27 protein-coding genes are annotated in these 22591 nt (G+C 64.1%); 14 read left to right on the top strand and 13 right to left on the bottom strand.

What is annotated here, in order from left to right:
• Positions 1-32: 32 nt before the first annotated feature.
• A complete protein-coding gene (locus PQT43_RS03910; protein WP_102861648.1) occupies positions 33-1316 on the bottom strand; it encodes an MFS transporter in 1284 nt (427 codons plus the stop codon).
• Between the two features lie 138 nt (positions 1317-1454).
• On the opposite strand from PQT43_RS03910, the gene PQT43_RS03905 reads away from it, so the two are divergent.
• A complete protein-coding gene (locus tag PQT43_RS03905) occupies positions 1455-2375 on the top strand; it encodes a LysR family transcriptional regulator (protein ID WP_272753532.1) in 921 nt (306 codons plus the stop codon).
• A 130-nt stretch (positions 2376-2505) separates the two neighbouring features.
• Here PQT43_RS03905 and PQT43_RS03900 read toward each other — a convergent pair whose 3' ends face one another.
• The 3 genes from PQT43_RS03900 to PQT43_RS03890 are packed head-to-tail and all read right to left on the bottom strand — an operon-like array spanning position 2506 to position 4365.
• On the bottom strand, positions 2506-3048 hold the full coding sequence (locus PQT43_RS03900; RefSeq protein ID WP_272753531.1) for a DUF2937 family protein: 543 nt from the start codon (positions 3046-3048) through the stop codon (positions 2506-2508).
• Positions 3049-3058: 10 nt separating this feature from the next.
• Positions 3059-3835 (bottom strand): class II glutamine amidotransferase, encoded by a 777-nt coding sequence (locus tag PQT43_RS03895; RefSeq protein WP_102878751.1) that lies wholly within the window; start codon positions 3833-3835, stop codon positions 3059-3061.
• A gap of 32 nt (positions 3836-3867) precedes the next feature.
• Complete coding sequence (locus tag PQT43_RS03890; protein ID WP_102861644.1) at positions 3868-4365, bottom strand: MFS transporter; 498 nt, start codon at positions 4363-4365, stop codon at positions 3868-3870.
• Positions 4366-4465: 100 nt separating this feature from the next.
• On the opposite strand from PQT43_RS03890, the gene PQT43_RS03885 reads away from it, so the two are divergent.
• Together PQT43_RS03885 and PQT43_RS03880 are read left to right on the top strand one after the other, a co-directional pair.
• Complete coding sequence (locus PQT43_RS03885) at positions 4466-6520, top strand: S9 family peptidase (protein WP_272753530.1); 2055 nt, start codon at positions 4466-4468, stop codon at positions 6518-6520.
• A 103-nt stretch (positions 6521-6623) separates the two neighbouring features.
• Entirely contained in the window at positions 6624-7097 is a 474-nt protein-coding gene (locus PQT43_RS03880; protein ID WP_272753529.1) for a cyclic nucleotide-binding domain-containing protein, read from the top strand.
• Here PQT43_RS03880 and PQT43_RS03875 read toward each other — a convergent pair.
• Entirely contained in the window at positions 7094-7408 is a 315-nt protein-coding gene (locus tag PQT43_RS03875) for a hypothetical protein (protein WP_102861641.1), read from the bottom strand. The genes PQT43_RS03880 and PQT43_RS03875 overlap by 4 nt on opposite strands.
• A gap of 75 nt (positions 7409-7483) precedes the next feature.
• Between PQT43_RS03875 and PQT43_RS03870 the strand changes: the two genes are divergently transcribed.
• The 4 genes from PQT43_RS03870 to PQT43_RS03855 all read left to right on the top strand — a co-directional run bounded on the left by PQT43_RS03870 (position 7484) and on the right by PQT43_RS03855 (position 9627).
• Complete coding sequence (locus PQT43_RS03870; protein WP_272753528.1) at positions 7484-8170, top strand: spermidine synthase; 687 nt, start codon at positions 7484-7486, stop codon at positions 8168-8170.
• A 49-nt stretch (positions 8171-8219) separates the two neighbouring features.
• Positions 8220-8597: a YajD family HNH nuclease gene (locus tag PQT43_RS03865; protein ID WP_102861639.1), complete on the top strand. Its 378-nt coding sequence runs from the start codon at positions 8220-8222 to the stop codon at positions 8595-8597.
• 108 nt (positions 8598-8705) lie between these two features.
• Positions 8706-9173 carry an RNA methyltransferase gene (locus PQT43_RS03860; protein WP_102861638.1) on the top strand — a complete coding sequence of 156 codons (468 nt, stop codon included), beginning with the start codon at positions 8706-8708 and terminating at the stop codon, positions 9171-9173.
• A gap of 82 nt (positions 9174-9255) precedes the next feature.
• The gene (locus tag PQT43_RS03855) at positions 9256-9627 is read left to right on the top strand and encodes a YgaP family membrane protein (protein ID WP_102878748.1); all 372 of its coding nucleotides are present in this window, start codon (positions 9256-9258) and stop codon (positions 9625-9627) included.
• A 39-nt stretch (positions 9628-9666) separates the two neighbouring features.
• Here the strand turns inward: PQT43_RS03855 and PQT43_RS03850 are convergent, their stop codons facing one another.
• Positions 9667-10902, bottom strand: coding sequence for a hypothetical protein (locus PQT43_RS03850; protein ID WP_272753527.1), 1236 nt, complete (start codon positions 10900-10902; stop codon positions 9667-9669).
• 50 nt (positions 10903-10952) lie between these two features.
• A complete protein-coding gene (locus tag PQT43_RS03845; RefSeq protein ID WP_102861635.1) occupies positions 10953-11402 on the bottom strand; it encodes a YcgN family cysteine cluster protein in 450 nt (149 codons plus the stop codon).
• 273 nt (positions 11403-11675) lie between these two features.
• Between PQT43_RS03845 and PQT43_RS03840 the strand changes: the two genes are divergently transcribed.
• Entirely contained in the window at positions 11676-12269 is a 594-nt protein-coding gene (locus PQT43_RS03840) for a nitroreductase family protein (RefSeq protein WP_102861634.1), read from the top strand.
• A gap of 31 nt (positions 12270-12300) precedes the next feature.
• On the opposite strand, the gene PQT43_RS03835 is transcribed toward PQT43_RS03840, so the two are convergent.
• The 4 genes from PQT43_RS03835 to PQT43_RS03820 all read right to left on the bottom strand — a co-directional run bounded on the left by PQT43_RS03835 (position 12301) and on the right by PQT43_RS03820 (position 15561).
• A complete protein-coding gene (locus tag PQT43_RS03835; RefSeq protein WP_272753526.1) occupies positions 12301-13233 on the bottom strand; it encodes a D-2-hydroxyacid dehydrogenase in 933 nt (310 codons plus the stop codon).
• Between the two features lie 119 nt (positions 13234-13352).
• On the bottom strand, positions 13353-13646 hold the full coding sequence (locus PQT43_RS03830; protein ID WP_016964446.1) for a YcgL domain-containing protein: 294 nt from the start codon (positions 13644-13646) through the stop codon (positions 13353-13355).
• On the bottom strand, positions 13643-14776 hold the full coding sequence (gene rnd / locus PQT43_RS03825; protein ID WP_272753525.1) for a ribonuclease D: 1134 nt from the start codon (positions 14774-14776) through the stop codon (positions 13643-13645). Before rnd ends, PQT43_RS03830 begins: the two co-directional genes overlap by 4 nt.
• A 122-nt stretch (positions 14777-14898) precedes the next feature.
• Entirely contained in the window at positions 14899-15561 is a 663-nt protein-coding gene (locus tag PQT43_RS03820; RefSeq protein WP_110595094.1) for a class I SAM-dependent methyltransferase, read from the bottom strand.
• A gap of 181 nt (positions 15562-15742) precedes the next feature.
• On the opposite strand from PQT43_RS03820, the gene PQT43_RS03815 reads away from it, so the two are divergent.
• Positions 15743-16525 carry a transporter substrate-binding domain-containing protein gene (locus PQT43_RS03815; protein WP_272753524.1) on the top strand — a complete coding sequence of 261 codons (783 nt, stop codon included), beginning with the start codon at positions 15743-15745 and terminating at the stop codon, positions 16523-16525.
• Here PQT43_RS03815 and cynR read toward each other — a convergent pair.
• The gene (gene cynR / locus PQT43_RS03810) at positions 16504-17394 is read right to left on the bottom strand and encodes a transcriptional regulator CynR (protein ID WP_110651917.1); all 891 of its coding nucleotides are present in this window, start codon (positions 17392-17394) and stop codon (positions 16504-16506) included. The two genes, PQT43_RS03815 and cynR, sit on opposite strands and share 22 nt — an antisense overlap.
• Positions 17395-17502: 108 nt before the next feature.
• On the opposite strand from cynR, the gene PQT43_RS03805 reads away from it, so the two are divergent.
• The 5 genes from PQT43_RS03805 (at position 17503) to PQT43_RS03785 (ending at position 22138) form a co-directional block, all read left to right on the top strand.
• Positions 17503-18162 carry a carbonic anhydrase gene (locus tag PQT43_RS03805; RefSeq protein WP_102878741.1) on the top strand — a complete coding sequence of 220 codons (660 nt, stop codon included), beginning with the start codon at positions 17503-17505 and terminating at the stop codon, positions 18160-18162.
• 35 nt (positions 18163-18197) lie between these two features.
• Positions 18198-18668, top strand: a complete 471-nt coding sequence (gene cynS / locus PQT43_RS03800; protein WP_267269534.1) for a cyanase — start codon at positions 18198-18200, stop codon at positions 18666-18668.
• 236 nt (positions 18669-18904) lie between these two features.
• Positions 18905-20089: a cyanate transporter gene (locus PQT43_RS03795; RefSeq protein WP_110595089.1), complete on the top strand. Its 1185-nt coding sequence runs from the start codon at positions 18905-18907 to the stop codon at positions 20087-20089.
• A gap of 21 nt (positions 20090-20110) precedes the next feature.
• Positions 20111-21019, top strand: coding sequence for a DMT family transporter (locus PQT43_RS03790; protein WP_272753523.1), 909 nt, complete (start codon positions 20111-20113; stop codon positions 21017-21019).
• Between the two features lie 180 nt (positions 21020-21199).
• Positions 21200-22138 (top strand): LysR family transcriptional regulator, encoded by a 939-nt coding sequence (locus PQT43_RS03785; protein ID WP_102861732.1) that lies wholly within the window; start codon positions 21200-21202, stop codon positions 22136-22138.
• Positions 22139-22150: 12 nt separating this feature from the next.
• Here the strand turns inward: PQT43_RS03785 and PQT43_RS03780 are convergent, their stop codons facing one another.
• Complete coding sequence (locus PQT43_RS03780; protein WP_102878737.1) at positions 22151-22516, bottom strand: 5-carboxymethyl-2-hydroxymuconate Delta-isomerase; 366 nt, start codon at positions 22514-22516, stop codon at positions 22151-22153.
• Positions 22517-22591: the final 75 nt, after the last annotated feature.

Here is a 22591-nt window from a genome sequence, read left to right as displayed (position 1 = left end):
GGCTGTCGCGCAATGTCCGCGAAGATTATCAGTTAGCGCGCCTCAAGTTCCTTGCCGCGGGTTTCCGGCAGGCTCAGGGCCGCCAGCACCACCACGCCGTAGGACACCGCGGCAAAGCTGCCGATGGCCACGCTCAGGGGTACATGCTGGCTCAGCAGGCCGATCAGCAGCGGGAACAGCGCCGCCAGCGCCCGGCCGCTGTTGTAGCAGAAACCCTGGCCGGAACCGCGGATACGGGTGGGGAACAGCTCAGTGAGGAATGCCCCCATGCCGCTGAAAATGCCTGAAGCGAAGAAGCCCAGGGGAAAGCCCAGCCAGAGCATCACGGCATTGCTCACCGGCATTTGCGTATAGAGCAGGACAATGGTGAAAGAGCCGGCGGCGAACAGCACGAAGTTCTTCTTGCGGCCGAGAATATCCGTCAGGTAGGCGCTGATCACATAGCCCACGTAGGAGCCGGCGATCACCATGGCCAGGTAGCCGCCGGTACTGAGCACGCTCAAGCCGCGCTCGGTCTTCAGATAGGTCGGCAGCCAGAAGGTGATGGCGTAGTAACCACCCTGGGCCCCTGCCGCCAGCAAGGAGGCGCGCAGGGTGGTGCTGAGAATCCCCGGGGCGAAGATCTCGTAGAACCGCGCCGGGTTGCTTGGCGCTTCACGTGCCTTGGTTGCCCGGTAGACCTCGGGGTCCTTGACCAGGCGACGAACGAAGATCACGAAAATCGCCGGCAGGATGCCCAGCAGAAACAGCCCGCGCCAGGCGTCCTCCGGCGGCAGCAAGGAGAACAGCAGCGCATACAGCAGCGCCGTCAGCCCCCAGCCCAGGGCCCAGCCGGACTGCACCATGCCCACCGCCTTGCCACGGTTCTTGGCGCGGATCACTTCACCGATCAGCACCGCCCCGGCGGTCCACTCGCCGCCGAATCCAAACCCCATCAAGGTGCGGGCGATCAGCAACTGTTCGTAGTTCTGCGCAAGACCGCAGAGAAAGGTGAAGACGGCAAACCACAGCACCGTGAGTTGCAGGGTGCGTACCCGGCCGATGCGGTCGGAAAGGATCCCGGCGATCCAGCCTCCCAGGGCGGAGGCCAGCAAGGTACTGGTATGGATCAGGCCGGCTTCGGCGGAAGTGATGCCCCACAGCGCGATCAAGGTCGGGATCACGAAGCTGAGCATCTGGGTGTCCATGCCATCCAGGCCGTAACCTATCTTGCAGCTCCAGAATGTCCGGCGTTCCTGCTGGTTGATGTCCCGGTACCAGTCAAACGGGCCGGCGCGGCGCGGAGCCTTGGCGGCCAATGTTTCGGGCGCACTCATGGCGATCTCCAGGGTAGTGTTGTTGGTATTGTTCTGGGCCCCGACGACGCATATCGTGGGTCGGGCCATTCTTCGGTTCAGGCACAACCTGCGTCCAACTAATAAAAACCGCCCCAAGGCATAAGAAAAGTTGATCCCATGAATCTCAAGTTTCTCGAAACCTTCGTCTGGGTAGCGCGGCTCAAGAGCTTCAGCCTGACCGCGGAAAAACTCTTCACCACCCAGGCGGCAATCTCCAGCCGTATCGCGGTGCTGGAAACCGAACTGGGGGTGAAGCTGTTCCTGCGGGACTCGCGGGGCGTCAGCCTGACCCCGCAAGGGCTCAAGGTGCTGGAGCACGCCGAGCAGATGCTCGACACCCTGCAGGTGCTAAAACAGTCCATCGAGGCGCCGTCGAGCAAGGTCGGGCGGATTCGCATCGGGGTCATGGATACGGTGATCCACACCTGGCTCAGCCCCCTGGTGGCGGAAATGATGGATCACTACCCGCAAGTGGAAATCGAACTGGTGGCCGACACCTCGCTGAATCTCTGCGACCAGCTGCAAAAAGGCTTTCTCGACCTGGTGCTGCAGACCGACCTGCTGCGCCAGGAAAGTATCCGCAGCCGGGAGCTGGCCAGCCACCCGGTGGGCTGGATTGCCGCCAGCAACTCGATCTACAACCGCGACTACGCCAATCTCGCCGAGCTGGCCCGGGAGCGGATCATCACCTATTCGAAGAACTCCCTGCCCCACCAGCAGGTACTGAGCCTGATGCAGGCCAACGGGGTGCTGGCGCCACGGCTCAATTGCGTCAACTCGGTGTCGGCCATCACCCGCCTGTTAAGGGACGGCTTCGGGATTGGCGCCCTGCCGCCGGTGCTGGTCCGCGAGGAGCTGGCCCGTGGCGAACTGACCTTGCTGGCCATCGACCAGCGCCCGCCCAACCTGCAGGTGGTGGTGTCGTGGCGCGTGGGCGTGGAGCTGGTGGAGGATATCGTGGAGCTGTGCCAGCGCGTGGTGCAGCGCTATGGGCAGAAGGTCGGCGAGGATCAGCTGGTTCTGATCGCCCCCCAGTAAACATCGCCATCACACCCCGCGTAGGAGCTGGCTTGCCAGCGAAGGCGATCTGCAGCCAGGCGCAAGCCACGCGGCCCCTTCGCTGGCAAGCCGGCTCCTACATATGTGGAGTGAAGGCACCTACTGGCAGTCAGAGGCCTTTGAGGTCGCGTTCTTCGATCGGACGGCTCTGGCGCAGACGCCGGCCTCCCAGCACCACCCAGTCGATCAGGCGATACAGGCACTCCAGTCCAAAGGACAGCAGCATGGCGCCGCTCATGCCCCAGATCATCGCTTCCGGGGTCAGCAGGATCTGGTAGCTGTAGCCGTCCCAGGTTTCCTTGCGGATATCCGGGTCGGCTGCCAGGGCCACTTGCAGTAGGCGGATGTACCACGGGCCCTGCATCGCCTGGTATTGCTTGTCCAGGGCCAGCTGACGATGGAGCAAACCGCTCAAGCTATCGGCATCGCTGCGAAACACCGGATCTTCGCTGGCCCGGTAATGGGCCACCAGCGCATTCAGATCGCCCTTGAAGAACTGCTGCGCGGTGCCTTGGAAGCCCCGCAGGCTGTTCTGCGACTCAATCAAGTGGGCTTCTACGCGCTTGGCGTAGTCGCTGATGAAACCCGGCACTTGCACACCGATCAACAGGCCGGCGGCGAACAACACCAGCCGCAGATAACTGAGCAACATAGAGATGTCCTTATTCGGTCTGGCCGTGGCTGACGCATTCACCGCGCCGCCACAGGCTCCATTGGCCCGGTTGGTAGCGGGTCCAGGTTTCGTTTTCGGTCAGAGGTTCGGTGGCAATCACCGTCACAACATCGTTGGGGGTGGTTTCCGCCTGGAAGTCGACAATCACATCGACATCCTTGAGCCGGGCCGGGCCGAACGGCGCGCGCCGGGTGATCTGCGCCAGCTTGGTGGAGCAGAAGCAGAACAGCCAGTCGCCGTCGCTGAGCAAGCCGTTGAACACACCCTTGCTGCGGTATTCGCTACAGGCCTGGATCAGGGTTGGCAGCAGTTCCTCGACCTCCACCGGTTCGGGAAAGGCTTCGCGCACCCGGTTGAGCAAGTCACAGAAGGCCGCCTCGCTGTCGGTATCGCCCACCGGACGATAGAAGCTGGTCTGGGGCTGGAAGTCCGCCAACTGACCGTTATGGGCAAAGCACCAATTGCGGCCCCAGAGTTCACGGACAAAGGGATGGGTGTTGGCCAGGCAGACCTTGCCGACGTTGGCCTGGCGAATGTGGCCGATGACCACTTCGCTCTTGATCGGGTAGCGCTGCACCAGGTTGGCCACTTCCGACTCGCTGCTGGCCGCCGGGTCCTGGAACAACCGCAGGCCGCGGCCTTCGTAGAAGGCGATGCCCCAACCGTCGCGATGGGGGCCGGTACGGCCGCCGCGCTGCATCAGCCCGGTAAAGCTGAAGACGATATCGGTCGGTACATTGGCGCTCATGCCCAATAACTCACACATGCTCGGACTCTCGCTGCAATGCCGGGGCCAGGTTACAGACGCGGCTCGACCCGCGTGTTCAGGGGGGTGCCCGCAGCTGGCGGACGACCATAACGGTCATTGCCGGCACCGCCAAAGGGCTGGTCATCCTCGACTTCGGCAGCCTTGGCCGCGGCTTGCGCCGCTTCGTTGCGCTGGCGGCGTTCATTGGCGGCACGCTCGATGGGCCAGCGGATCAGCACGAACAGCAGGTACACGCCAAAGGCGATCATGCCGTACATGAACAAATCGGACACCGCGCGCCAGGCGTTGTTGCCGACCTTGAAGGCCATATCCAGGGCAGTGATGGCCACCGCCGGGGCAAATTTTTCCTTGACCGGGTCGATGATGGTGGGACTGAACAGCAGCACCGCCACCAGTACACGCAGCGGCTCGCGCAGCCAGCGCCACATCCAGCGGGTCAGGCGCATCCACACCAGCAGGCAGCCCAAGGCGGCAAAGGCGTAAAGGCCCCAGGCGATCAGATAGTCGTTCTCGGTCATGGTGTCCATGGCAAGGCAGGCAAAGAGGCGCTTATGATAACGACTTTTCCCGTGTCAGGCTGCACCGCCGTCTGCCAAGCCCTCATTTGTCTTCGTTCGAGAGCCACCCATGCCCCTACCCGCCAACGACAGCAGCGCCCCGATTGCCCACAAGGCCGAAGGCGCTGACCCGTATGCCTGGCTGCAGGAACGCGACACCGACGCGGTGCTCGACTACCTGAACGCTGAAAACAGCTACCAGGAAGCCCGGCTGGCCCACCAGGCGCCGCTGCGCGAGACACTGTTCCAGGAGATCAAGGGGCGAATCCTCGAGACCGACCTGTCCCTGCCCTCCCCCTGGGGCCCGTACCTGTATTACACCCGCACCACCGCCGGTGACGAATACGCCCGGCACTACCGCTGCCCGCGCCCGGCAGACGACAGCCTGACGGTGGACGAAAGCCGCGAACAGCTGCTGCTGGACCCCAATGCCCTGGCCAACGGTGGCTTCTTCTCCCTCGGCGCCTTCAGTATCAGCCCCGACCACCAGCGCCTGGCCTACAGCCTCGACACCACCGGCGAGGAAATCTACACCCTGTTCATCAAGGAGCTGTCCAACGGCAAGGTCAGCGAGCTGTCCTTCGACAACTGCGACGGCAGCATGACCTGGGCCAACGACAGCCTGACCCTGTTCTTCGGCGAACTGGACGACACCCACCGCCCGCACAAACTGTTCCGCTACCGTCTGGACGGCACCGCCGCCGAGGAAGTGTTCCATGAGCCGGACGGACGCTTCTTCCTGCACTGCTACCGCTCAAGCTCCGAGCGCCAGTTGCTGCTGTCCCTGGGCAGCAAGACCACCGGCGAAACCTGGGCCCTGGATGCCGCGCAGCCGCAGTTGCCGTTCACCTGCCTGGCGCCACGGGTCGAAGGCCATGAATACGATGTCGATCACGGCCAGCTCGACGGCCATTGGACCTGGTTCATCCGCAGCAACCGCGAAGGCATCAACTTCGCCCTCTACCAGGCTGCGGACGAAGGCGTTATCCCCGAGGAAAGCGACTGGCAACTGCTGGTCCCGCACAACCCCGAGGTGATGCTCGACGGCGTGACCCTCAATGCCGGCGCCATGACCCTGAGCCTGCGCGAAGGCGGGCTGCCGATCATCGAAGTGCATCCCCAGGACCTGCCCGTGTATCGCGTGCAACTGCCGGATGCGGCCTACAGCCTGCACGTGCAGAACAGCCTGGAGTTTTCCAGCGATCGCATCCGCCTGCGCTACGAGGCGCTGAATCGCCCGGCCCAGGTACGCCAGCTGCAACTGGCCGACGGTCAACAGCAGGTGCTCAAGGAAACCCCGGTGCTGGGCCCCTTCGACGCCGATGCCTACGTCAGCCAGCGCCTCTGGGCCACCGCGGCCGACGGTACCCAGGTGCCCATCAGCCTGGTGGTCAAGCGCGAGTGCCTGGGCCAACCGACACCGCTGTACCTGTATGGCTACGGCGCCTATGGCGAGAGCCTCGATCCCTGGTTCTCCCATGCCCGCCTGAGCCTGCTGGATCGCGGCGTGGCCTTTGCCATCGCCCATGTGCGCGGCGGTGGCGAACTGGGTGAAGCCTGGTATCGCGCCGGCAAACAGGAACACAAACAGAACACCTTCAGCGACTTCATCGCCTGCGCCGAGCACCTGATCGCCCAGGGCCTGACCAGCGCCCAGCAACTGGCCATCAGCGGCGGCAGTGCCGGCGGCCTGTTGATCGGCGCCGTGCTCAACCAGCGTCCCGAACTGTTCCGGGCGGCCATCGCCGAAGTGCCCTTCGTCGACGTGCTCAACACCATGCTCGACCCGGACCTGCCACTGACCGTCACCGAGTACGACGAATGGGGCAATCCCGAGGAGCCTGAGGTCTATGAACGGATCAAGGCCTACGCCCCCTACGAGAATGTCCGGGCCCAGGCCTACCCGTCGACCCTGGTGATCGCCGGCTACAACGACAGTCGCGTGCAGTACTGGGAAGCCGCCAAATGGGTGGCCAAACTGCGCGCCACCAAGACCGACGACAACCTGCTGCTGCTCAAGACCGAACTGGGTGCCGGCCATGGCGGCATGAGCGGCCGTTACCAGGGATTACGTGACGTAGCCCTCGAATATGCCTTTATCCTGAACATTCTGGGCCTGGACTGAGGAACTACCTGCGGCGCTCCTGTCTTAACCCTGGACCGCCGCCGGCAACCGCCGGACCGGGCCTGCGCCCGTGCAACAGACACAAGAAAAAGACCCTGATCCCATGTCTGAACCCACCTTACTGAACAACGAGATCCGCGACTGGCTGATGGACTGCGGCCTGTTCGACCAACTGCAGCCCGCTGACTTCAACGCGGCGGCCGGCTATTTCAGCATCAGCAGCATCGCCGAAGGCGAAGCGATCTTTCGTGAAGGCGATGCCGGCAGTTTCATGTGCATCATCCACAGCGGCCAGGTGGCCGTGCAAAAGAGCACCCTGGACGGCCAGCCGCTGACCATCGCCACCCTGCGCAGCGGCCGGGCCTTTGGCGAAATGGCGGTGCTCGATGGCGAGCGACGCTCGGCCACCTGCGTGGCGGCCTGTGATTGCCAGTTGCTCAACCTGGGCAAGGACTCCCTGGAGAAGATGCTCAACGATGCGCCGAAGATCGCCGCCAAGATCATCCGCGCCCTGGCTATTTCCCTGTCCAAGCGCCTGCGCATGGCCGACGGCCAGTTGCTCGCACAGCAGATCTAGGCTCCTTGCACCTTGGCCTTGTTGTCATTCTGCTCCAGCCCCGGCAGGGTCTGATCCTTGGGCGGCTTGGGCATGTCGATGGGCGGCAGCAAGGGCGCACTGCCACTGCTGCCGGTTTTCGGCGTGCTGGGTGGGGTCACTTGCGGATAAGGCGTGGGGGTGGCCGTGCCCGGGGTGCCGAGGGTCGGCGTCGGGGTCACCACCGGGGCGCTTTGCGGCTCGTCGGCCAGGGCCGGGCCAGCACTCAGCGCCAGGGCGGCGGTCAGGGCGAGCGCCGCTTGGGCAATCACCGTTAGAATAGTGCGCTTCATCAATGGCTCCATTGCTATTGTCTGGCGTCAGGCTACTCCCAACCGGGAGCTTTTGCCTTCCTCAATGAGATCTCCATGAAACGTTTCGTACTGCTGGACACCACTGCGATTCCCGACAACGGCGGTGCCTTGTGCCTGTTCGAATACGGTGAGGATTTCGTCATCAAGATCCAGGGCGGCGACGGCGGCCAATTGATGAACAGCCGTATGCACGGCTCCGAGGACGCCCTGGCGCAGATTCCCTGCAGCAAGGTCGCCGGGCGCCCGAACTCGCGGGTGCTGATCGGCGGCCTGGGCATGGGCTTCACCCTGGCCGCGGCCCTCAAGCACCTGGGCCAGAGCGCCGAGGTGGTGGTCGCCGAACTGGTGCCCGGAGTGGTGGAGTGGAACCGTGGCCCGCTCGGGGAAAAGTCCGGCCGGCCGCTGCTGGACCCGCGCACGGTGATCCGCCTGGAAGACGTGGCCCAGGTCCTGCAGGCCGAGCCCCAGGGCTTCGACGCGATCATGCTCGACGTCGACAACGGCCCCGAAGGCCTGACCCAGAAAGCCAACAGTTGGCTCTACTCCAGCGCCGGCCTGGCCGCCTGTGCCCGCGCTCTACGGCCCAAGGGCATTCTTGCGGTGTGGTCGGCCAGCGCCGACCAGAAGTTCTCCGAGCGCCTGCGCAAGGCCGGCTTCAAGGCCGAGGAAGTGCAGGTGTACGCTCACGGCAATCGCGGCACCCGGCATACCATCTGGATTGCCGAGAAGCTCAAGGCCTGAGCTAAACTTTGTCCATTACCGTCATTAGTCCTTCTACAAAGGTGAACCCATGAGTTCGTCCACTCCCCCGTCCAACACCGCCAAGCTGGACCGTATCCTTGCCGACGCCCAGCGCGACCGGGAAATGGGCTACCGCGACAAGGCGCTGAAGATGTACCCCCACGTCTGCGGCCGCTGCGCCCGGGAGTTTTCCGGCAAGCGCCTGAGCGAGCTGACCGTGCACCACCGCGATCACAACCACGACAACAACCCCCAGGACGGTTCCAACTGGGAACTCTTGTGCCTGTACTGCCATGACAACGAGCACTCGCGCTACACCGACCAGCAGTACTTCGGCGAAGGCTCCCTGAGCACCCCGAAAATTGCCAAGGCGACCCACAACCCGTTTGCCGCCCTGGCCGGGTTGATGAAGAAAGACGACGAGTAAGCTTTTCGCGGGCCAGCCGCCCGGCTTGCCCGCGAACCGCCGAGCACCCCGCCACACCCCACACAATCCCCGTATAATCGCGCTCTTTTCCCCCAAGGCTCCTCGCTCGTGGCAAACAAAAGGTACAGCTGCATCGGTTTGTATAACCCCAAGTCACCGGAGAATGTCGGTTCGGTGATGCGCGCCGCCGGCTGCTATGGCGTCGCCTCGGTGTTCTACACCGGCAAGCGCTATGAACGTGCCCGCGACTTCGTCACCGACACCAAGAAGGTCCACCAGGACATTCCCCTGATCGGCATCGACGACCTGAAGAAAATCCTCCCCCTGGGCTGCATCCCGGTGGCCGTGGAACTGGTGGAAGGCGCCCGTGCGCTGCCGGAATACACCCACCCGGACCGCGCGCTGTACATCTTCGGTCCGGAAGACGGCTCCCTCGACAAGGAGATCCGCGACTGGTGCGAGGACGTGGTCTACATCCCCACCACCGGCTGCATGAACCTGGCGGCCACGGTCAACGTGGTGCTCTACGATCGCCTGGCCAAGGGCAACAACACCCGCTCCGGTCCGAAGTACTGAAAACCCGCCGATCAATCCCCGGGAACCAGCGACGCCCTGGTGCAGTCAGCTTTGTATCCCACACCTCCCTTGGAGACAGAGCATGAGCGAGCGCAAACAGCTGCAAACGATCGAAGCCACACCCTTGCCGAGCCAACCGACCCAGAACGTCCAGGGCTGGGAGCGCATCGGCTCCCTGGCCGGTGGCGTGGTGATGATGGGCAAGGGCCTGCGCCGCGGCGGCGTGTTCGGCCTGATTCAGGTGGCCATCGGTGGCGTGGCCCTGGCCCGGGGGATTACCGGTCATAGCTCGGCGAAAAGCCTGCTGGAGAAGAGCCGCCAGGACATGCACAACGTGCGCAGCAAGATCGAACGCGCCGGGGAAGAACTGCGCACTCTGAAGGCCAATGCCGAAGCGGCCAGCCGCCATGCCAAGGCGGCCAGCAATGATGAAGTGAAGACGCCCAAGGCTTGAGGCGAAGGCGTTCCTGCGGGTCCCCTGCGCGGGCAGAGGTCAGTGCAGCAGGCTGGTGTCCAGGACCTTGGACGATTCGCCCAGCACGTTTTCACTGAGCTGGATGAACTCGGCGGTGCTGACGCTTTCCAGGCGCATCGCCGCTTGCAGTACATCGTCCAGGGAACGCTTGTTGCGGGTCTTGAGGCGGATTTCCCGATCCAGCTCCTGCAACAGCAGCACGGCCTTGGCCACGGTGGCGCTGTCCACCTGCTCGCCCCGCAGGCTGTCGACCTTGTGACTGTCCCGGACCAGGCGCTTGTGCAGCACCTGATAGCGCTCGTCACTGATGCCACCGGCCCGGCGCAACAGTTCAATGCCGTAGTACTCCGCCAGCCCCTCGCTGATCCAGTCGCTGCCCTGGCTGTCGTTGATCCGCGACAGTGACTGCACCAGTTCCCGCAACAGCGGGCTGCTGCCGCTCTCGCTGACCAGGGGCAGGCGGCTATGGAGGAACAGCGAGTCACGCCCCGCCAGACTACCGCGCCACATCGGATCGGCCGCGCCAACGATCAACAGTTTGCCGGGCTGACGCGGGAACACCGCCTGTACTTGCGGCCAGACAAAGGTCAGCAGGGTCAGCACGTCCATGCGCCGCATGCCCTGGCCCAGGGGCGACACCACGCTGACTTCGGTTGCTCCCAGACGCGTGCGGCGGCTGCCCAGGTTGCCGGCCAGCATCCAGCCGGCGGGACGGTCGAACAGCCGCGAGGGATTGTCGATGCGGAAGCGATTCTTGCCGATACGCGGCCAGGCGGTCTCAATGCTTTTCCAACCGGCCGGCAAGTCGAAGTCCAGACGCGCCACCAGCTCGACGCCATCCTGTTGATCGAGCCGGGCCGGGGGCACCAGGGTCTCACCGCGCAACAGCACCCAGTTGGCGCTGCTGCGGCTGTCGTAGCTGCCCTTCTTGATGCTGTGACTCAGGCGCACCCTGTAGCTGAGGCTGGCCTTACCGCTGGCCGGACGCCAGACACCGCGCTGGCCACCGGCATCCGCCGCCCCGGCCTGCCATTGGCCGTCGGCCTTGAAGTCGCTGTAGTCGCCGTCACGCCCCAGGTCGAAGTCCAGGCTGCGCAAGGCCGAGCCCTCGGCCAGGGTCAGGCGCACCTCGGCCTGATCGCTCTGGGGCAGGAAACGCACGTGATAATCCAGATCGACTTTCTTCGCCGCAAAGGCCGAAGCGCTCAATGCCAGCATTGCAGCGGCCAGCGCCAGTTTCGCCCCCACCCTCATACACACTCCTTTCCTGGGTAACCTGGTTCTGCAGCCAACGCGGCGAATCCTCAGCCGGCGCGGAAAATCAGATGATCCTCCCAGTCCTCTTCCGCCACGCTGCCTTCGGCCAGCATGCGCCCGGACTGGGAAATACGTTCGTGGTGCACCGCATCGCGATCGCCGCACACCAGGTGGTGCCAGAGCGGCAGGTCCTTGCCTTCGCTCACCAGGCGGTAGCCGCAGGTGGGTGGCAGCCACTTGAATTCGTCGGCCTTGCCCGGGGTCAGTTGGATGCAGTCGGGCACCGACGCCCGGCGATTGGGGTAGTCGCTGCACTGGCAGGTTTTCAGGTCCAGCAGTTTGCAGGCGATGCGCGTGTAATAGACGCTGTTGTCGTCCTCGTCCTCAAGCTTTTGCAGGCAGCACAGACCGCAGCCATCGCACAGCGACTCCCATTCGTCCTGGTCGAGCTGTTCGAGGGTTTTGCGTATCCAGAAAGGTTCGACTTTGGCGGCCATGGCTCAAGCATCAGTATCCGAGGGTGAAAAGGCCGCCAGTCTAGTGCCGAAGGCCCGGCGGGCCAAGCGCTTACGACTGTCGGTAGGCCGGGGCTTGTCAGCGGCAGGCCCGCACAGTAGCTTTGCGCCTCGGACACCCCGCGTCCGAGTGCCATTAACGCTCGACCGCGTTGCACCCGGCAAACCGCACGGGGTCAGGAATACCCCTTCGCTCAGCTGATCTGCGCTTGCCGGTTTATTCCACCCTTCTCACTCGCTGCCAGGAGTTTTTCCATGAGCGCCAATCCTCGCGTTGCCGATTACGCCATCCACCCGCAGTTCACCCAGCGCTGGTCGCCACGGGCCTTCACCGGCGAAACCATCCCTGAAGAAACCCTGCTGAGCTTCTTCGAAGCCGCGCGCTGGGCGCCTTCGGCCTACAACTCGCAACCCTGGCGCTTTCTCTATGCCCGACGCGATACGCCGAACTGGGAGCGCTTCCTCGGCCTGCTCAACGAATTCAACCGTGGCTGGGCGCAACATGCCTCGGCCCTGGTGATCGTGATTTCCAAGACCACCTTCACCGCCCCCGGCGCCACGGAAGAAAGCCCGGCCCTGTGGCACACCTTCGACACTGGCTCGGCCTGGGGCCACCTGGCACTGCAGGCCAGCCTCAGCGGTTGGCACACCCACGGCATGGCCGGCTTCGACCAGGAGCTGACCCGCAAGGAGCTGAAGATTCCAGAAGGCTATGCACTGCACGCAGCGATAGCGGTGGGCAAGCTGGGAGACAAGTCGACCCTGGCCGACTACCTGCAGGCCCGGGAAGAACCGAGCCCGCGCCGTCCATTGAGCGAGACCGTGGCCGAAGGCGATTTCAGCCTCTAATACCGCGCTCGCTCCTACGATCAGGCACGTTTCAGTAGCCGCGAGCGAAATCCACTTCGCCGCGCAAGGCCTGCTTGGTCTCGTAGGCCCGCAGGTTGTCGACGAACAACTGCACCATCAGTTCCGGCGAGGTGGGCGCCGAGCTGTGGCCCGTCAGCAGCAAGCCCCAGGCCGTCCAGAACGGGTGCCGTTGCGGCAAGGGTTCCTGGCGGCAGACATCGATCACCGCCCCCGCCAGATGCCCATCCTTGAGGGCCTGCACCAAGTCGCCATCGACCACGGAAACACCCCGGCCCACATTGATGAACAGCCCCGTGGACTTGAATTGCTTGAACAGCGCCGCGTCATACAGGTCGTGGGTACTTGGGGTGTTGGGCAGCAGATTGACCACATAATCCACCTCCCCCACCAAGCGTCCCAGGTCTTCCAGGCCGGCCACTTCGATAAAGGGGGCCTGCTCCCGCGCCTGGCTAGCGATGCCGTACAGCTTCACGCCAAAGGGCAGCAGAAATTGCGCCACGCTCTGGCCGATGTCGCCGGTGCCGACGATCAGCACCTTGCGCCCCACCAGGCTCTGGCCCATGCGGTTGTCCCACTTGCGCTCCACCTGGCTGACCAGCCGCGCCAGCACTTCGCGCTCATGGCCGAGGATGTAGGTAAGCACGTACTCGGCCATTACCTGGCCGAAGATGCCCACCGCCCGGGTCAGGCGGTAATGCCGGGGCAGACCGTCGGCCAGCAACGGGGTGATACCGGCCCAGGTGGATTGCAGCCATTGGGGCTGATGGCCCTGACGCAGCAGGGTCGCCAGCAGGTCCGGCTGGCCCAGCCAGACCGGGCAATCGGCCGCCAGCCGCGACAGTTCGGCGGAATCGCCGCTGGTCAGCACTTCCAGCTCCGGAGCCGCCTGACGCAACAGGCGGGCATAAACAGCGTGATCGTGTTCGGCAATCAGAACGCGCATGGTTCAAACCTTAAAAAACGGTGCAGGCCGCCGCCGACGGAGCATTGCTCCATCGATCAAGGCGGTGGCCAGGTCAGTCAATTGCATTTCACAGCGGCCCGGAACCGAGCCTCTAGAGGTCAGACCGGATCATTGCGGCGCAGCAACTCTTCGGGCAAGTGCTCGATGTACTCGTCTTCCGCCGGCGGCATCTGCAAGTGATAGCCCTGCTTTTCGAGGTTCTCCAGCACCTGGTGGATGTCCTCCCGGGACAGCTTGCGCTCCGGGGTCAGCACCAGATCGAAGGCATGTTGCGGCTTGCCGAAAGCCAGCAGCAGGTTTTCCGGCACGCGTTCCAGGGCCTCGCTTTTCAGGACGTAGAGGTACATCTCGTTCTTGCGCGGGCTTTTATAGATGGAGCAGATACGTTTCAAGGCTGTTCTCCGGCGGTGGCCAGGCTGTCCAGCAGCGCCTGGCCCATCAATTCGCGGCGCCAGCCACGCAGCGAATCAGGCAATTGGTAAGGCCCGTTGGGGTAGCCGCTCTTGAGCAGGCTCTCCAGGGTTTTCTTGCGCAGCATGACTTCCGGGGCGATGCCCAGACGCTCGGCCTCGGCCTGCCCCACTGCCTTGAGGCGCTTGAGCAGGGCCGCGGCTTCGATCGGCAACGGCTCGGGTACGGCCGGCGGCCATTGATCCGGGCCAAGGGCCGCGGTGCGCTTGATCAGGTCGAGGAGAAACTCGCCATCCTGACGCACGGTACGCGGGTGCATGTCTTCGATCTTGGCCAGCGCCGCCAGCGTATCGGGCTGGGTCTTGGCCAGGGGCCAGAGGGCGTGTTCACGCACGATGCGGTTGCGCGGCAAGTCCCGGGCGCGGGCTTCACGCTCGCGCCAGGCACAGAGCTCACGCAGCACCGCCAACTGGGCACGGGAGAGTTTCCAGGCCAGCTTGGCCTCGCGATAAACTTCGTTGGGGTCCACTTCGCGGCGCAGGTTGGCCACCAGCTCGGCGCCGTCCTCCAGCACCCAGCGGTACTTGTCCTCGGACAACTTCGGCCGCAGCTCGGTAAACACCTGGGCCAGATGCACGGCATCTTCGGCGGCGTAACTGACCTGGGTTTCCGAGAGTGGACGCTGCAGCCAGTCGGAGCGGGTCTCGCCCTTGGGCAGTTCGATGCCCAGGACTTCCTGCACCAGGCGCGAATAGCCCATGGAAAAGCCCAGGTTCAGGTAGGCAGCCGCCAGTTGCGTGTCGAATAAAGGCGCCGGCAGACTGCCGGTCAGGCGCAGCAGGACTTCGAGGTCCTCACTGCAGGCATGCACCACCTTGACCACCGCCGGGTTCTCCAGCAGGGCCGCCAGGGGCTTCCAGTTGTCGACGGTCAAAGGATCAATCAGGTAAGCGCGCTGCCCATCGCCGATCTGCAACAGGGCGGCGATGGGATAGAAAGTGTCGACCCGCATGAATTCGGTATCGAGGGCGACGAATGGCAACTGCTGCCACTCGGCGCAAAACTGACCGAGGCTATCGTTGTCGCGAATCCAGTGTATATCGATGGCCACACGGCTCTCCCTTGAAGAATGGCGCGCAGTATATATCGCCTCCGGCGATTTCTGAGCATTCACCCGACAAGAGCAAGTGCGAAACCTTATGCCGGACGGCAAGAATAGTCCGAGAGTCGCAATCAGCTGGGTTTTCTAAGGACATAGACCCGCGCCGCCCCACAGCCGGGCAGGAAATCCTGCTGGCTCACGACCTCGAAACCGGCCTGCTTGAACTCGCCTTCCAACTGCACCCTGCCGATCGCCAGTGACGCCGCGGACTCTCCCCGCGCAGTGGCCAGGTGCTTGAACAACGGCTCGACCCGGGTCGCGAGGATCACCGAATCACGGCTGACCCGATGAAACTCCCGCAGCAGCGCCAGGCGATCCTCGCTGCGGGTCACATGGGCAAACAGTTGCATGCAGATGATGCTGTCCACCGCATTGGCCGACAGACCGATGTCGAACGCCGAGCTGTGCAAGGTCTTGACCCGTTGCAGCAGGCTGGCCGGGTGATGGGTCTGGGCATGATTGAGCATGTCCTGGGAAGGGTCCGACGCCAGGATCACCCGGTTGCCATGTTCGGCCAGTACCGGCCAGTAACGCCCGGCACCACAGGCCACATCCAGGATCAGTCCCGGCTCGCCGGCCGCTTTCAGGGCATGGCGTACCAGGCGCACCGTGCGCCACAGCGCCAGGCGCGCGGCAAGCCCGGCAGGCCGGGGCTCGCCGCAGACCCGGGCGTGCTCCTGATCATAGCGCCGGGCGAACTCCAGCTCGATGGATGGTGGGGGATGGGACGACATGACTGGCGAACTCTTGTAGGTATCCAGAAGCCACAGGTTAACCAGTCGTTCGTGAAAAAAAGGTCGAAAGCCCTCAGGCGGTTTTGTCCAGGCGCAGCACCAGGCCACCCTTGCCCGACCAGGGGCCGATGCCAATAATGCTTCGGCACCGCGTCCCGCCCTTCACTTCAAGGAACGACCCATGCTGCCCCGCCTCTTGCTTTGCACTCTGCTCGGCCTCAGTGCCCCCGCCCTCAGCTTCGCCCAGGACCCGACCTCCCGTCTGGACCGGGTGCTCGAACGTGGCCACGTCACGGTCTGCACCACCGGCGACTACAAGCCCTACAGCTACCTGCGCGACGATGGCCACTACGAGGGCATCGACATCGACATGGCCGAATCCCTGGCGAAAAGCCTCGGGGTCCGGGTGAAGTGGATCAATACCACCTGGAAGACCCTGATGGCGGACTTCCAGAGCCAGCAATGCGATATCGCCGTCGGGGGTATTTCCGTCTCCCTGGAGCGGCAGAAAAAAGCCTTCTTCAGCCAGCCCCTGGGGATTGACGGCAAGATTCCCCTGGTGCGCTGCCAGGACCTCAAGCGCTATGCAACCCTGGAGCAGATCAACCAGCCCTCGGTGCGCCTGATCGAACCACCGGGTGGCACCAACGAAGTCTTCGCCCGGGCCCATGTGCCCAAGGCCGAGCTGATCCTGTTCGCCGACAACGTGAAAATCTTCGATCAATTGCTGACCAAGCAGGCCGACGTGATGATCACCGACGCCTCGGAGGCGCGCTTCCAGCAGAAGCACAAGCCGGGGCTGTGCGCGGTCAACCCCGAGCGCTACCTGCAATACAGCGAGAAGGCCTTTCTCCTGCCTCGGGATGACATGGCCTGGAAAAGCTACGTCGACCAGTGGCTGCACCTGAGCAAGGCCACCGGCGCCTATGACCAGGTGGTGAATCAGTGGCTGGCGGCGCCGTAGTCCTGGTCCAGCAGCATCTGCCGAAAGGCCTGGCAGGCGGCGCTGCGATAGGCACCCCGGCGTTCCAGCAGCACCACGCTGCGGGGCGCCGGGGGTGATTGCAGGGCCAATGCCCGCAAGCCCGGCTGCTCGCGGGCGATGGCACTCGGAAGCAGGGTCGCCAACGGCCCGCGGCGCACGATCTCGACAATCCCACTCACCGAATTGGCCTCGATGGCGATACGCGGCGCAATGCCCTGTTGCCGGCAATACAGGTCGATATGCTGGCGCGTGGCAAAGTCGGCGCTGAGCAGCACCAGGGAATGACGAGCCAGGGCCGAGGCACTCAAGGGTTGCTGGCCCTGCTGCGGATAGTGCAGGCCGACCATCAGGCTCAGGGTTTCGGTGAACAGCGGCTGGCTGTGGATGTCCGCCAGGTGCTCGCCGGCAAAGGCGATCCCCAGGTCCAGGCGGTCCTCGGCCAGGGCTGCTTCCAGGCGATCCTGGGTCATTTCCTCAAGACTCAGGTCGATCCCCGGGTACTGCTGGTTGAAGCGGCTGAGCAAGGGGCCGGTGAGGTAGGCAGTGAACGTCGGGGTCAGCGCCAGGCGCAGTGAACCGCGGCTCAGGTCCTGCACATCATGGATCGCCCGCTTGGCCGCCTGCAGGTCCTGCAGGGCGCGGCGCGCATAGACGACATAGGCCTGACCGGCATCGGTGAGACGCACGCTGCGTCCGGAGCGGTCGAACAACGGCGCCCCCAGGGACTCCTCCAACTGTTTGATCTGTTGCGACAAGGTCGGCTGGGAAACATGCAGCGCCTCGGCGGCACGGGTGAAATTGCAATGCTCGGCCACGGCCAGCAGGTAACGGATATGACGCAAGAGCATGACGGCTCCAACTATAGGCAGGGCTTATGGAAAGCATAATAAACCGGTCTTGGACGCTATAGCCGAACACTTCCATCCTTGCCCCATCAGCGACGCAAGGAGACTCCCATGCAGAACATCATCGACGGCTTCCTCAAGTTCCAGCGCGAGGCCTTTGTGCAACGCAGCGAGCTGTTCAGGCAGCTGGCCAACAAGCAGAGCCCCGGCACCCTGTTCGTCACCTGCTCCGATAGCCGGGTCGTTCCCGAGCTGCTGACCCAGCAGGAGCCCGGCGACCTGTTCGTGATTCGCAACGCCGGCAACATCGTCCCCAGCTACGGCCCGGAACCCGGTGGCGTGTCGGCCACCGTGGAATACGCGGTAGCGGTGCTGGGGGTGAGTGACATCGTCATCTGCGGCCATTCCGACTGCGGCGCAATGACCGCCATCTCCACCTGCAAATGCCTCGATCACCTGCCCGCCGTGGCCAACTGGCTGCGCCACGCCGAGTCGGCCAAGGTGATCAACGCCGCCCGCCAGCATGCCTCCCCCGCCGAGCACCTGGACGCCCTGGTGCGTGACAACGTGATCGCCCAGTTGGCGAACCTCAAGACTCATCCTTCGGTGGCCCTGGCCCTGGAACAGGGCCGGCTGAACCTGCATGGCTGGGTGTATGACATCGAGCGCGGCGCCATCGCCGCTCTCGACGGCAACAGCCAGCGCTTTGTCTCCCTGACCGAACACCCGCAGACCTGCGCCCTGGCCAGCCACGCTTCAACCGCTGCCTGAGCAACCCCTTTCATCCCCCCAAGAGGAACAGACCCATGCTGCAATCTCAATTCGCCCAAGCTCCACGCCTGACCCTGGCCGACACCATCATCGACGCCAAGGCGCGCAAGAACCTGTCGTGGCAGGACCTTGCCGACGGTACCGGGCTGAGCCTGGCCTTCGTCACCGCCGCCCTGCTGGGCCAGCATGCCCTGCCCGCTGCTGCTGCCGATCGGGTATGCGAAAAACTCGGCCTGGACCAGGACGCCAGCCGCCTGCTGCAGAGCATTCCCCTGCGGGGCAGCATCGCCGGCGGCATCCCCACCGACCCGACCGTCTACCGCTTCTATGAAATGCTCCAGGTCTACGGCTCGACCCTCAAGGCCCTGGTGCACGAGCAGTTCGGCGACGGCATCATCAGCGCCATCAACTTCAAGCTGGACATCAAGAAGGTCGAAGACCCGGAAGGTGGTTCCCGCGCGGTAATCACCCTGGATGGCAAGTACCTGCCAACCAAACCGTTCTGATCCACCATGCCTAGTCGCCGCCGCTGCAGGCGGCGCCGGGTCGCAACGAGGCACCGGGCCTTACCGATAAACCGCGGCGCCCGGTTTGCCCCGTCCTGCGCACCGAATCGCAGCCTATGGCAGCGGTTACAGGTCCGCAGTGATATTTAGTTTTTAAATAACACTGCGGACTTTCTGATTTGCCCCGACTGTCCCCCTCGCCGCCTAATCAGCCCCTGTTCCTTGAAGGTCTGGTTATGGAAAACGTTCGTGCAAGTTCCCGTCCCGCGCTCTGGCTGATGGTCAGCGTGGTCCTGGTGGCCCTCAACCTGCGGCCGTCGATGGCCGCCGTCGGCCCTCTGCTGTCGGGCATCCGTGGCGATGTCCCGCTGAGTTTCAGCCTGGCGTCGCTGCTGACCATGTTGCCGGTCATGGCCATGGGCCTGGCGATGTTCTTCGGCATGGCCATCAGTCAGCGCCTGGGCGAACACCGCACCGTGGTCCTGTCCTTGCTGATCATCGGGCTGGCCACGGTCTCGCGGTTGTTCATGGACTCGGCGGCGGAGCTGATTCTCAGCGCCGTGCTGGCCGGTGTCGGCATCGCCCTGATCCAGGCGCTGATGCCGGCCCTGATCAAGTCGCGTTTTGCCGATAACGTCTCGCTGTTCATGGGCCTGTATGTCACCTCGATCATGGGCGGCGCGGCCATCGCGGCGTCCTTCGCCCCACTGGTGATGAACCACAGCGGCAGCTGGCGCCTGGCCCTGGCGATCTGGGCCGGCCTGGCCCTGCTGGCCCTGGGGTTCTGGTCCGCCCAGCGCCGTTCACTGCCTAGCCTGCCGGCCGCCGGCGGCGGGCGTGAGTCCTTCAGCGGCAATCGCCGGGCCTGGCTGCTGGCGGTGTTCTTCGGGCTTGGCACCGCGTCCTACACCTGCGTGCTGGCGTGGCTGGCGCCCTACTACGTGGAGAACGGCTGGAGCGAACAGAACGCCGGCCTGCTGCTGGGCTTTCTCACCGCCATGGAAGTGATTTCCGGGCTGGTCACCCCGGCCATCGCCAACCGCAGCCAGGATCGGCGCCGAGTGCTGGTGGCCCTGCTGGTGCTGATCATCGCCGGCTTTTGCGGCCTGATCCTCAGCCCGCAATACCTGAGCCTGCTCTGGCCGTGCCTGCTGGGCCTGGGCATTGGCGGACTGTTTCCCATGAGCCTGATCGTGTCCCTGGACCACTTGCCCGACCCGCGCCGGGCCGGCGGCCTGACCGCCTTCGTGCAAGGCATCGGCTACCTGATCGCCGGCCTGTCACCGCTGCTGGCGGGGATGATCCGCGACCAGTTGGGCAGTTTCGAATGGGCCTGGTGGTCACTGACGGCAGTGATGGGGGTGATGATCCTCATGGTGCTGCGCTTCGACCCTCGGCATTACGCCCGGCACATCCGCTGAGCATCGGCCCGGGAGGCCTGCATGAACCCTGTGAGTTTCACCCAAGCCAACCTCGGCATGCTGCTCTGGGCAGCGCTGATCGCCGCCTCGTTCTTCGCGGCCGCCCAGGTCAGCCAGGCCATCGATCCGGTGCTGCTGACCGCCCTGCGCCTGTTGTTCTCGGCACTGATGTTCGTGCCCTTGCTGTGGTTCCAGGGCGCTGCGGCGCCGACCCGGGCCGGATTGGGCGCCCACGCGGTACTGGGCCTGCTGCTGGCGCTGTACTTTGGCTCGCTGTTCGAAGCCCTGCGCTACACCTCGGCGGTCAACACCGGCACCCTGTTCACCCTGGTGCCGCTGCTGACCCTGGCGTTCGAAGGCTGGCTGTTGCCCGGCAGCAGCCAGCAACGCCGCCTGCTGCCGATGCTGGTGGCCGGCGCCGGGGCCTTGCTGTTGGTGCTCAAGGGGGGCGCGCCGGGGCAGTTGCCCTCCCTGTATGCCATGGCGGTCTATGCCCTGGGCTGCCTGGCCATGGCGGCCTATTCGCCCCTCAGCCAGCGCTTCAAGGCTCGCAGCCTGCAAGGCCGCAGCCCGGCCGCCATGACGTTCTGGAACATGCTCTTCGGGGCGCTGTTCCTGTTTGCCGCCAGCCTGGTCAGCGGCGGCTGGCGCAGCGCCGCCCTGCTCGGCAGCAACGACCTGCTGTGGCTGCTGTACCTGGCCCTGTTCGCAACCCTGGCGACCTTCTGGTTGTTGCACCGGGCCATAGGCGTCATCGCCCCGTCCACGGTGATTTCCTACATCTACCTGAGCACCCTGTTCCTCACCCTGTTCCACTGGTTGTGGCTGGGCCAGCGTCCGCTCCTGGGAGAAGGGCTCGGTGCTCTGCTGGTGGCCCTGGGCATGTTCGGTCTGGTTCGCGGCAGCCGTCCCGGGGCAGCCATGGCCTGAAATGACCCTGAGACAGGGGACATTATTCTGCGAGAAACTGCGCAGGTCGTGTTATCGGAATTTAATGTCCGGATGCTGTCCGCGAATCCCCACACCGGGCATTTGATTAGGACGATCGTTCCGCTAGCATCGACCCGGTTTGTGCGCCACCGGCGCCAGGTGCTCAGCGGGATGGAACAGATGCTCATCAGCAACGTGCTCAGAAAACTCGACATGCAGGACCTGATGGTCTTTATCGCGGTGTACGAGCAAAGCAGTGTCACCGGGGTATCGGAAACCCTGTGCGTCAGTCAGTCGACTGTCAGCTACTGCCTGAAGAAACTGCGCAACGGCTTCGAGGACGAGCTGTTCATCAATACCCGCACCGGCATGCGCCCGACCTACAAGGCCACCAGCATGTACAGCCACGTGCTGAAGATCCTGGAAAGCATCAATCTGTGCCACAGCGGCGTACCGGCCTTCGATCCGACCCGCCAGGCCGTGACCTTCAACCTCTGCGCCCCGGAATACTTCGAGCTGCTGATCCTGCCGCGCCTGCTCAAGGGGTTCGACTACGCCGACCTGCCGGTGACGGTCAATGTGCAGAAGCTTGAGAGCGACATTCCTGCCGAGGAGCTGCGTGACGGCAGCATTGACCTGGTGATCTGCTTTGGTCCGAACTTCCATCGCAGCCATGCCGACTTCAAGTCGCAGATGCTGCTGGAGGACGATCTGGTGTGCGTCTTCGACAAGCGCGCCACACCGCCCAGGGAGCCGCGTTTCAGCCTGCAATCGTTCATCGAACGGCGCCACGTTTTTCCTACGCCCTGGACGTCGGACAGCAACATGGTGGATGGCTGGCTGGCCCGCCAGGCGCACAAGCGGCAGATCGTCGCCCGCTCCAACAGCTACAGCGCAGCGCTGAAAATGATCACCGGCACCGACTTCATCCTGACCCTGCCCCGACGCATCCAGGCCTTGCTGGCCAACGAAGCGGTGTTCAACCATTGCGAGGCCCCCAGCGGCCTGCCGGGGTTCACCCTGGACATGCAATGGAACCAGAACACCGATCAGGACAGCGCGCAGACCTGGTTCCGCGAACAGGTGGTCAAGGTCTGCGCCGAACCGGGCCTGCTTTAGGCCCTACCCCCATCAGAGACCGACAGCCGCCTTGCTGTAGGACGCGCGGTCGATGTCGATAATCTCCACGCACAACTGCACCGCCAGCTCAGCCGGCCAGGGCGCCAGGTCCTGCAGCAGGGCCAGCAGGCTGTCGGACAATTGCTTCTTGATCTCCGGCGAGCGGCCGCTGAGCAGGGCCAACTTGACGTGGACAAAGGCCCGCTCACCCAGGCCGGTACCCACCCGGAACGACTCGACCTTCACTGCCCGGCTCTTGATATCGAACTCATCGGCAAACTGCCCGGAGGCCACCAGCCCGTGATTGAGCCGCAGCAGCGCCTTGTCGACGTCCAGCTGGGGCAGGTTGGCGGTGTATTCCATATGCAGGTGCGGCATGGCAGAACTCCTGGTCTGTCAGGGGGAAAAGGCGCTCCATACTACACAAGGCCCGCCCCCGCGCTTGCATTATCC

Source organism: Pseudomonas sp. BLCC-B112 (genome assembly GCF_028550695.1).
In the GTDB taxonomy this organism is placed as follows: Bacteria; Pseudomonadota; Gammaproteobacteria; order Pseudomonadales; family Pseudomonadaceae; genus Aquipseudomonas; species Aquipseudomonas danubii.
Note: the sequence above shows the minus strand (reverse complement) of the source record. Positions and strands in the feature narration are given on the sequence as shown.

Excerpts from the sequence above, each read along its gene's own strand:
- PQT43_RS03910 (WP_102861648.1), bottom strand. The coding sequence starts at position 1,316 with ATGAGTGCGCCCGAAACATTGGCCGCCAAGGCTCCGCGCCGCGCCGGC.
- PQT43_RS03905 (WP_272753532.1), top strand. The coding sequence starts at position 1,455 with ATGAATCTCAAGTTTCTCGAAACCTTCGTCTGGGTAGCGCGGCTCAAG.
- PQT43_RS03900 (WP_272753531.1), bottom strand. The coding sequence starts at position 3,048 with ATGTTGCTCAGTTATCTGCGGCTGGTGTTGTTCGCCGCCGGCCTGTTG.
- PQT43_RS03895 (WP_102878751.1), bottom strand. The coding sequence starts at position 3,835 with ATGTGTGAGTTATTGGGCATGAGCGCCAATGTACCGACCGATATCGTC.
- PQT43_RS03890 (WP_102861644.1), bottom strand. The coding sequence starts at position 4,365 with ATGGACACCATGACCGAGAACGACTATCTGATCGCCTGGGGCCTTTAC.
- PQT43_RS03885 (WP_272753530.1), top strand. The coding sequence starts at position 4,466 with ATGCCCCTACCCGCCAACGACAGCAGCGCCCCGATTGCCCACAAGGCC.
- PQT43_RS03880 (WP_272753529.1), top strand. The coding sequence starts at position 6,624 with ATGTCTGAACCCACCTTACTGAACAACGAGATCCGCGACTGGCTGATG.
- PQT43_RS03875 (WP_102861641.1), bottom strand. The coding sequence starts at position 7,408 with ATGAAGCGCACTATTCTAACGGTGATTGCCCAAGCGGCGCTCGCCCTG.
- PQT43_RS03870 (WP_272753528.1), top strand. The coding sequence starts at position 7,484 with ATGAAACGTTTCGTACTGCTGGACACCACTGCGATTCCCGACAACGGC.
- PQT43_RS03865 (WP_102861639.1), top strand. The coding sequence starts at position 8,220 with ATGAGTTCGTCCACTCCCCCGTCCAACACCGCCAAGCTGGACCGTATC.
- PQT43_RS03855 (WP_102878748.1), top strand. The coding sequence starts at position 9,256 with ATGAGCGAGCGCAAACAGCTGCAAACGATCGAAGCCACACCCTTGCCG.
- PQT43_RS03850 (WP_272753527.1), bottom strand. The coding sequence starts at position 10,902 with ATGAGGGTGGGGGCGAAACTGGCGCTGGCCGCTGCAATGCTGGCATTG.
- PQT43_RS03845 (WP_102861635.1), bottom strand. The coding sequence starts at position 11,402 with ATGGCCGCCAAAGTCGAACCTTTCTGGATACGCAAAACCCTCGAACAG.
- PQT43_RS03840 (WP_102861634.1), top strand. The coding sequence starts at position 11,676 with ATGAGCGCCAATCCTCGCGTTGCCGATTACGCCATCCACCCGCAGTTC.
- PQT43_RS03835 (WP_272753526.1), bottom strand. The coding sequence starts at position 13,233 with ATGCGCGTTCTGATTGCCGAACACGATCACGCTGTTTATGCCCGCCTG.
- PQT43_RS03820 (WP_110595094.1), bottom strand. The coding sequence starts at position 15,561 with ATGTCGTCCCATCCCCCACCATCCATCGAGCTGGAGTTCGCCCGGCGC.
- PQT43_RS03815 (WP_272753524.1), top strand. The coding sequence starts at position 15,743 with ATGCTGCCCCGCCTCTTGCTTTGCACTCTGCTCGGCCTCAGTGCCCCC.
- cynR (WP_110651917.1), bottom strand. The coding sequence starts at position 17,394 with ATGCTCTTGCGTCATATCCGTTACCTGCTGGCCGTGGCCGAGCATTGC.
- PQT43_RS03805 (WP_102878741.1), top strand. The coding sequence starts at position 17,503 with ATGCAGAACATCATCGACGGCTTCCTCAAGTTCCAGCGCGAGGCCTTT.
- cynS (WP_267269534.1), top strand. The coding sequence starts at position 18,198 with ATGCTGCAATCTCAATTCGCCCAAGCTCCACGCCTGACCCTGGCCGAC.
- PQT43_RS03795 (WP_110595089.1), top strand. The coding sequence starts at position 18,905 with ATGGAAAACGTTCGTGCAAGTTCCCGTCCCGCGCTCTGGCTGATGGTC.
- PQT43_RS03790 (WP_272753523.1), top strand. The coding sequence starts at position 20,111 with ATGAACCCTGTGAGTTTCACCCAAGCCAACCTCGGCATGCTGCTCTGG.
- PQT43_RS03785 (WP_102861732.1), top strand. The coding sequence starts at position 21,200 with ATGCTCATCAGCAACGTGCTCAGAAAACTCGACATGCAGGACCTGATG.
- PQT43_RS03780 (WP_102878737.1), bottom strand. The coding sequence starts at position 22,516 with ATGCCGCACCTGCATATGGAATACACCGCCAACCTGCCCCAGCTGGAC.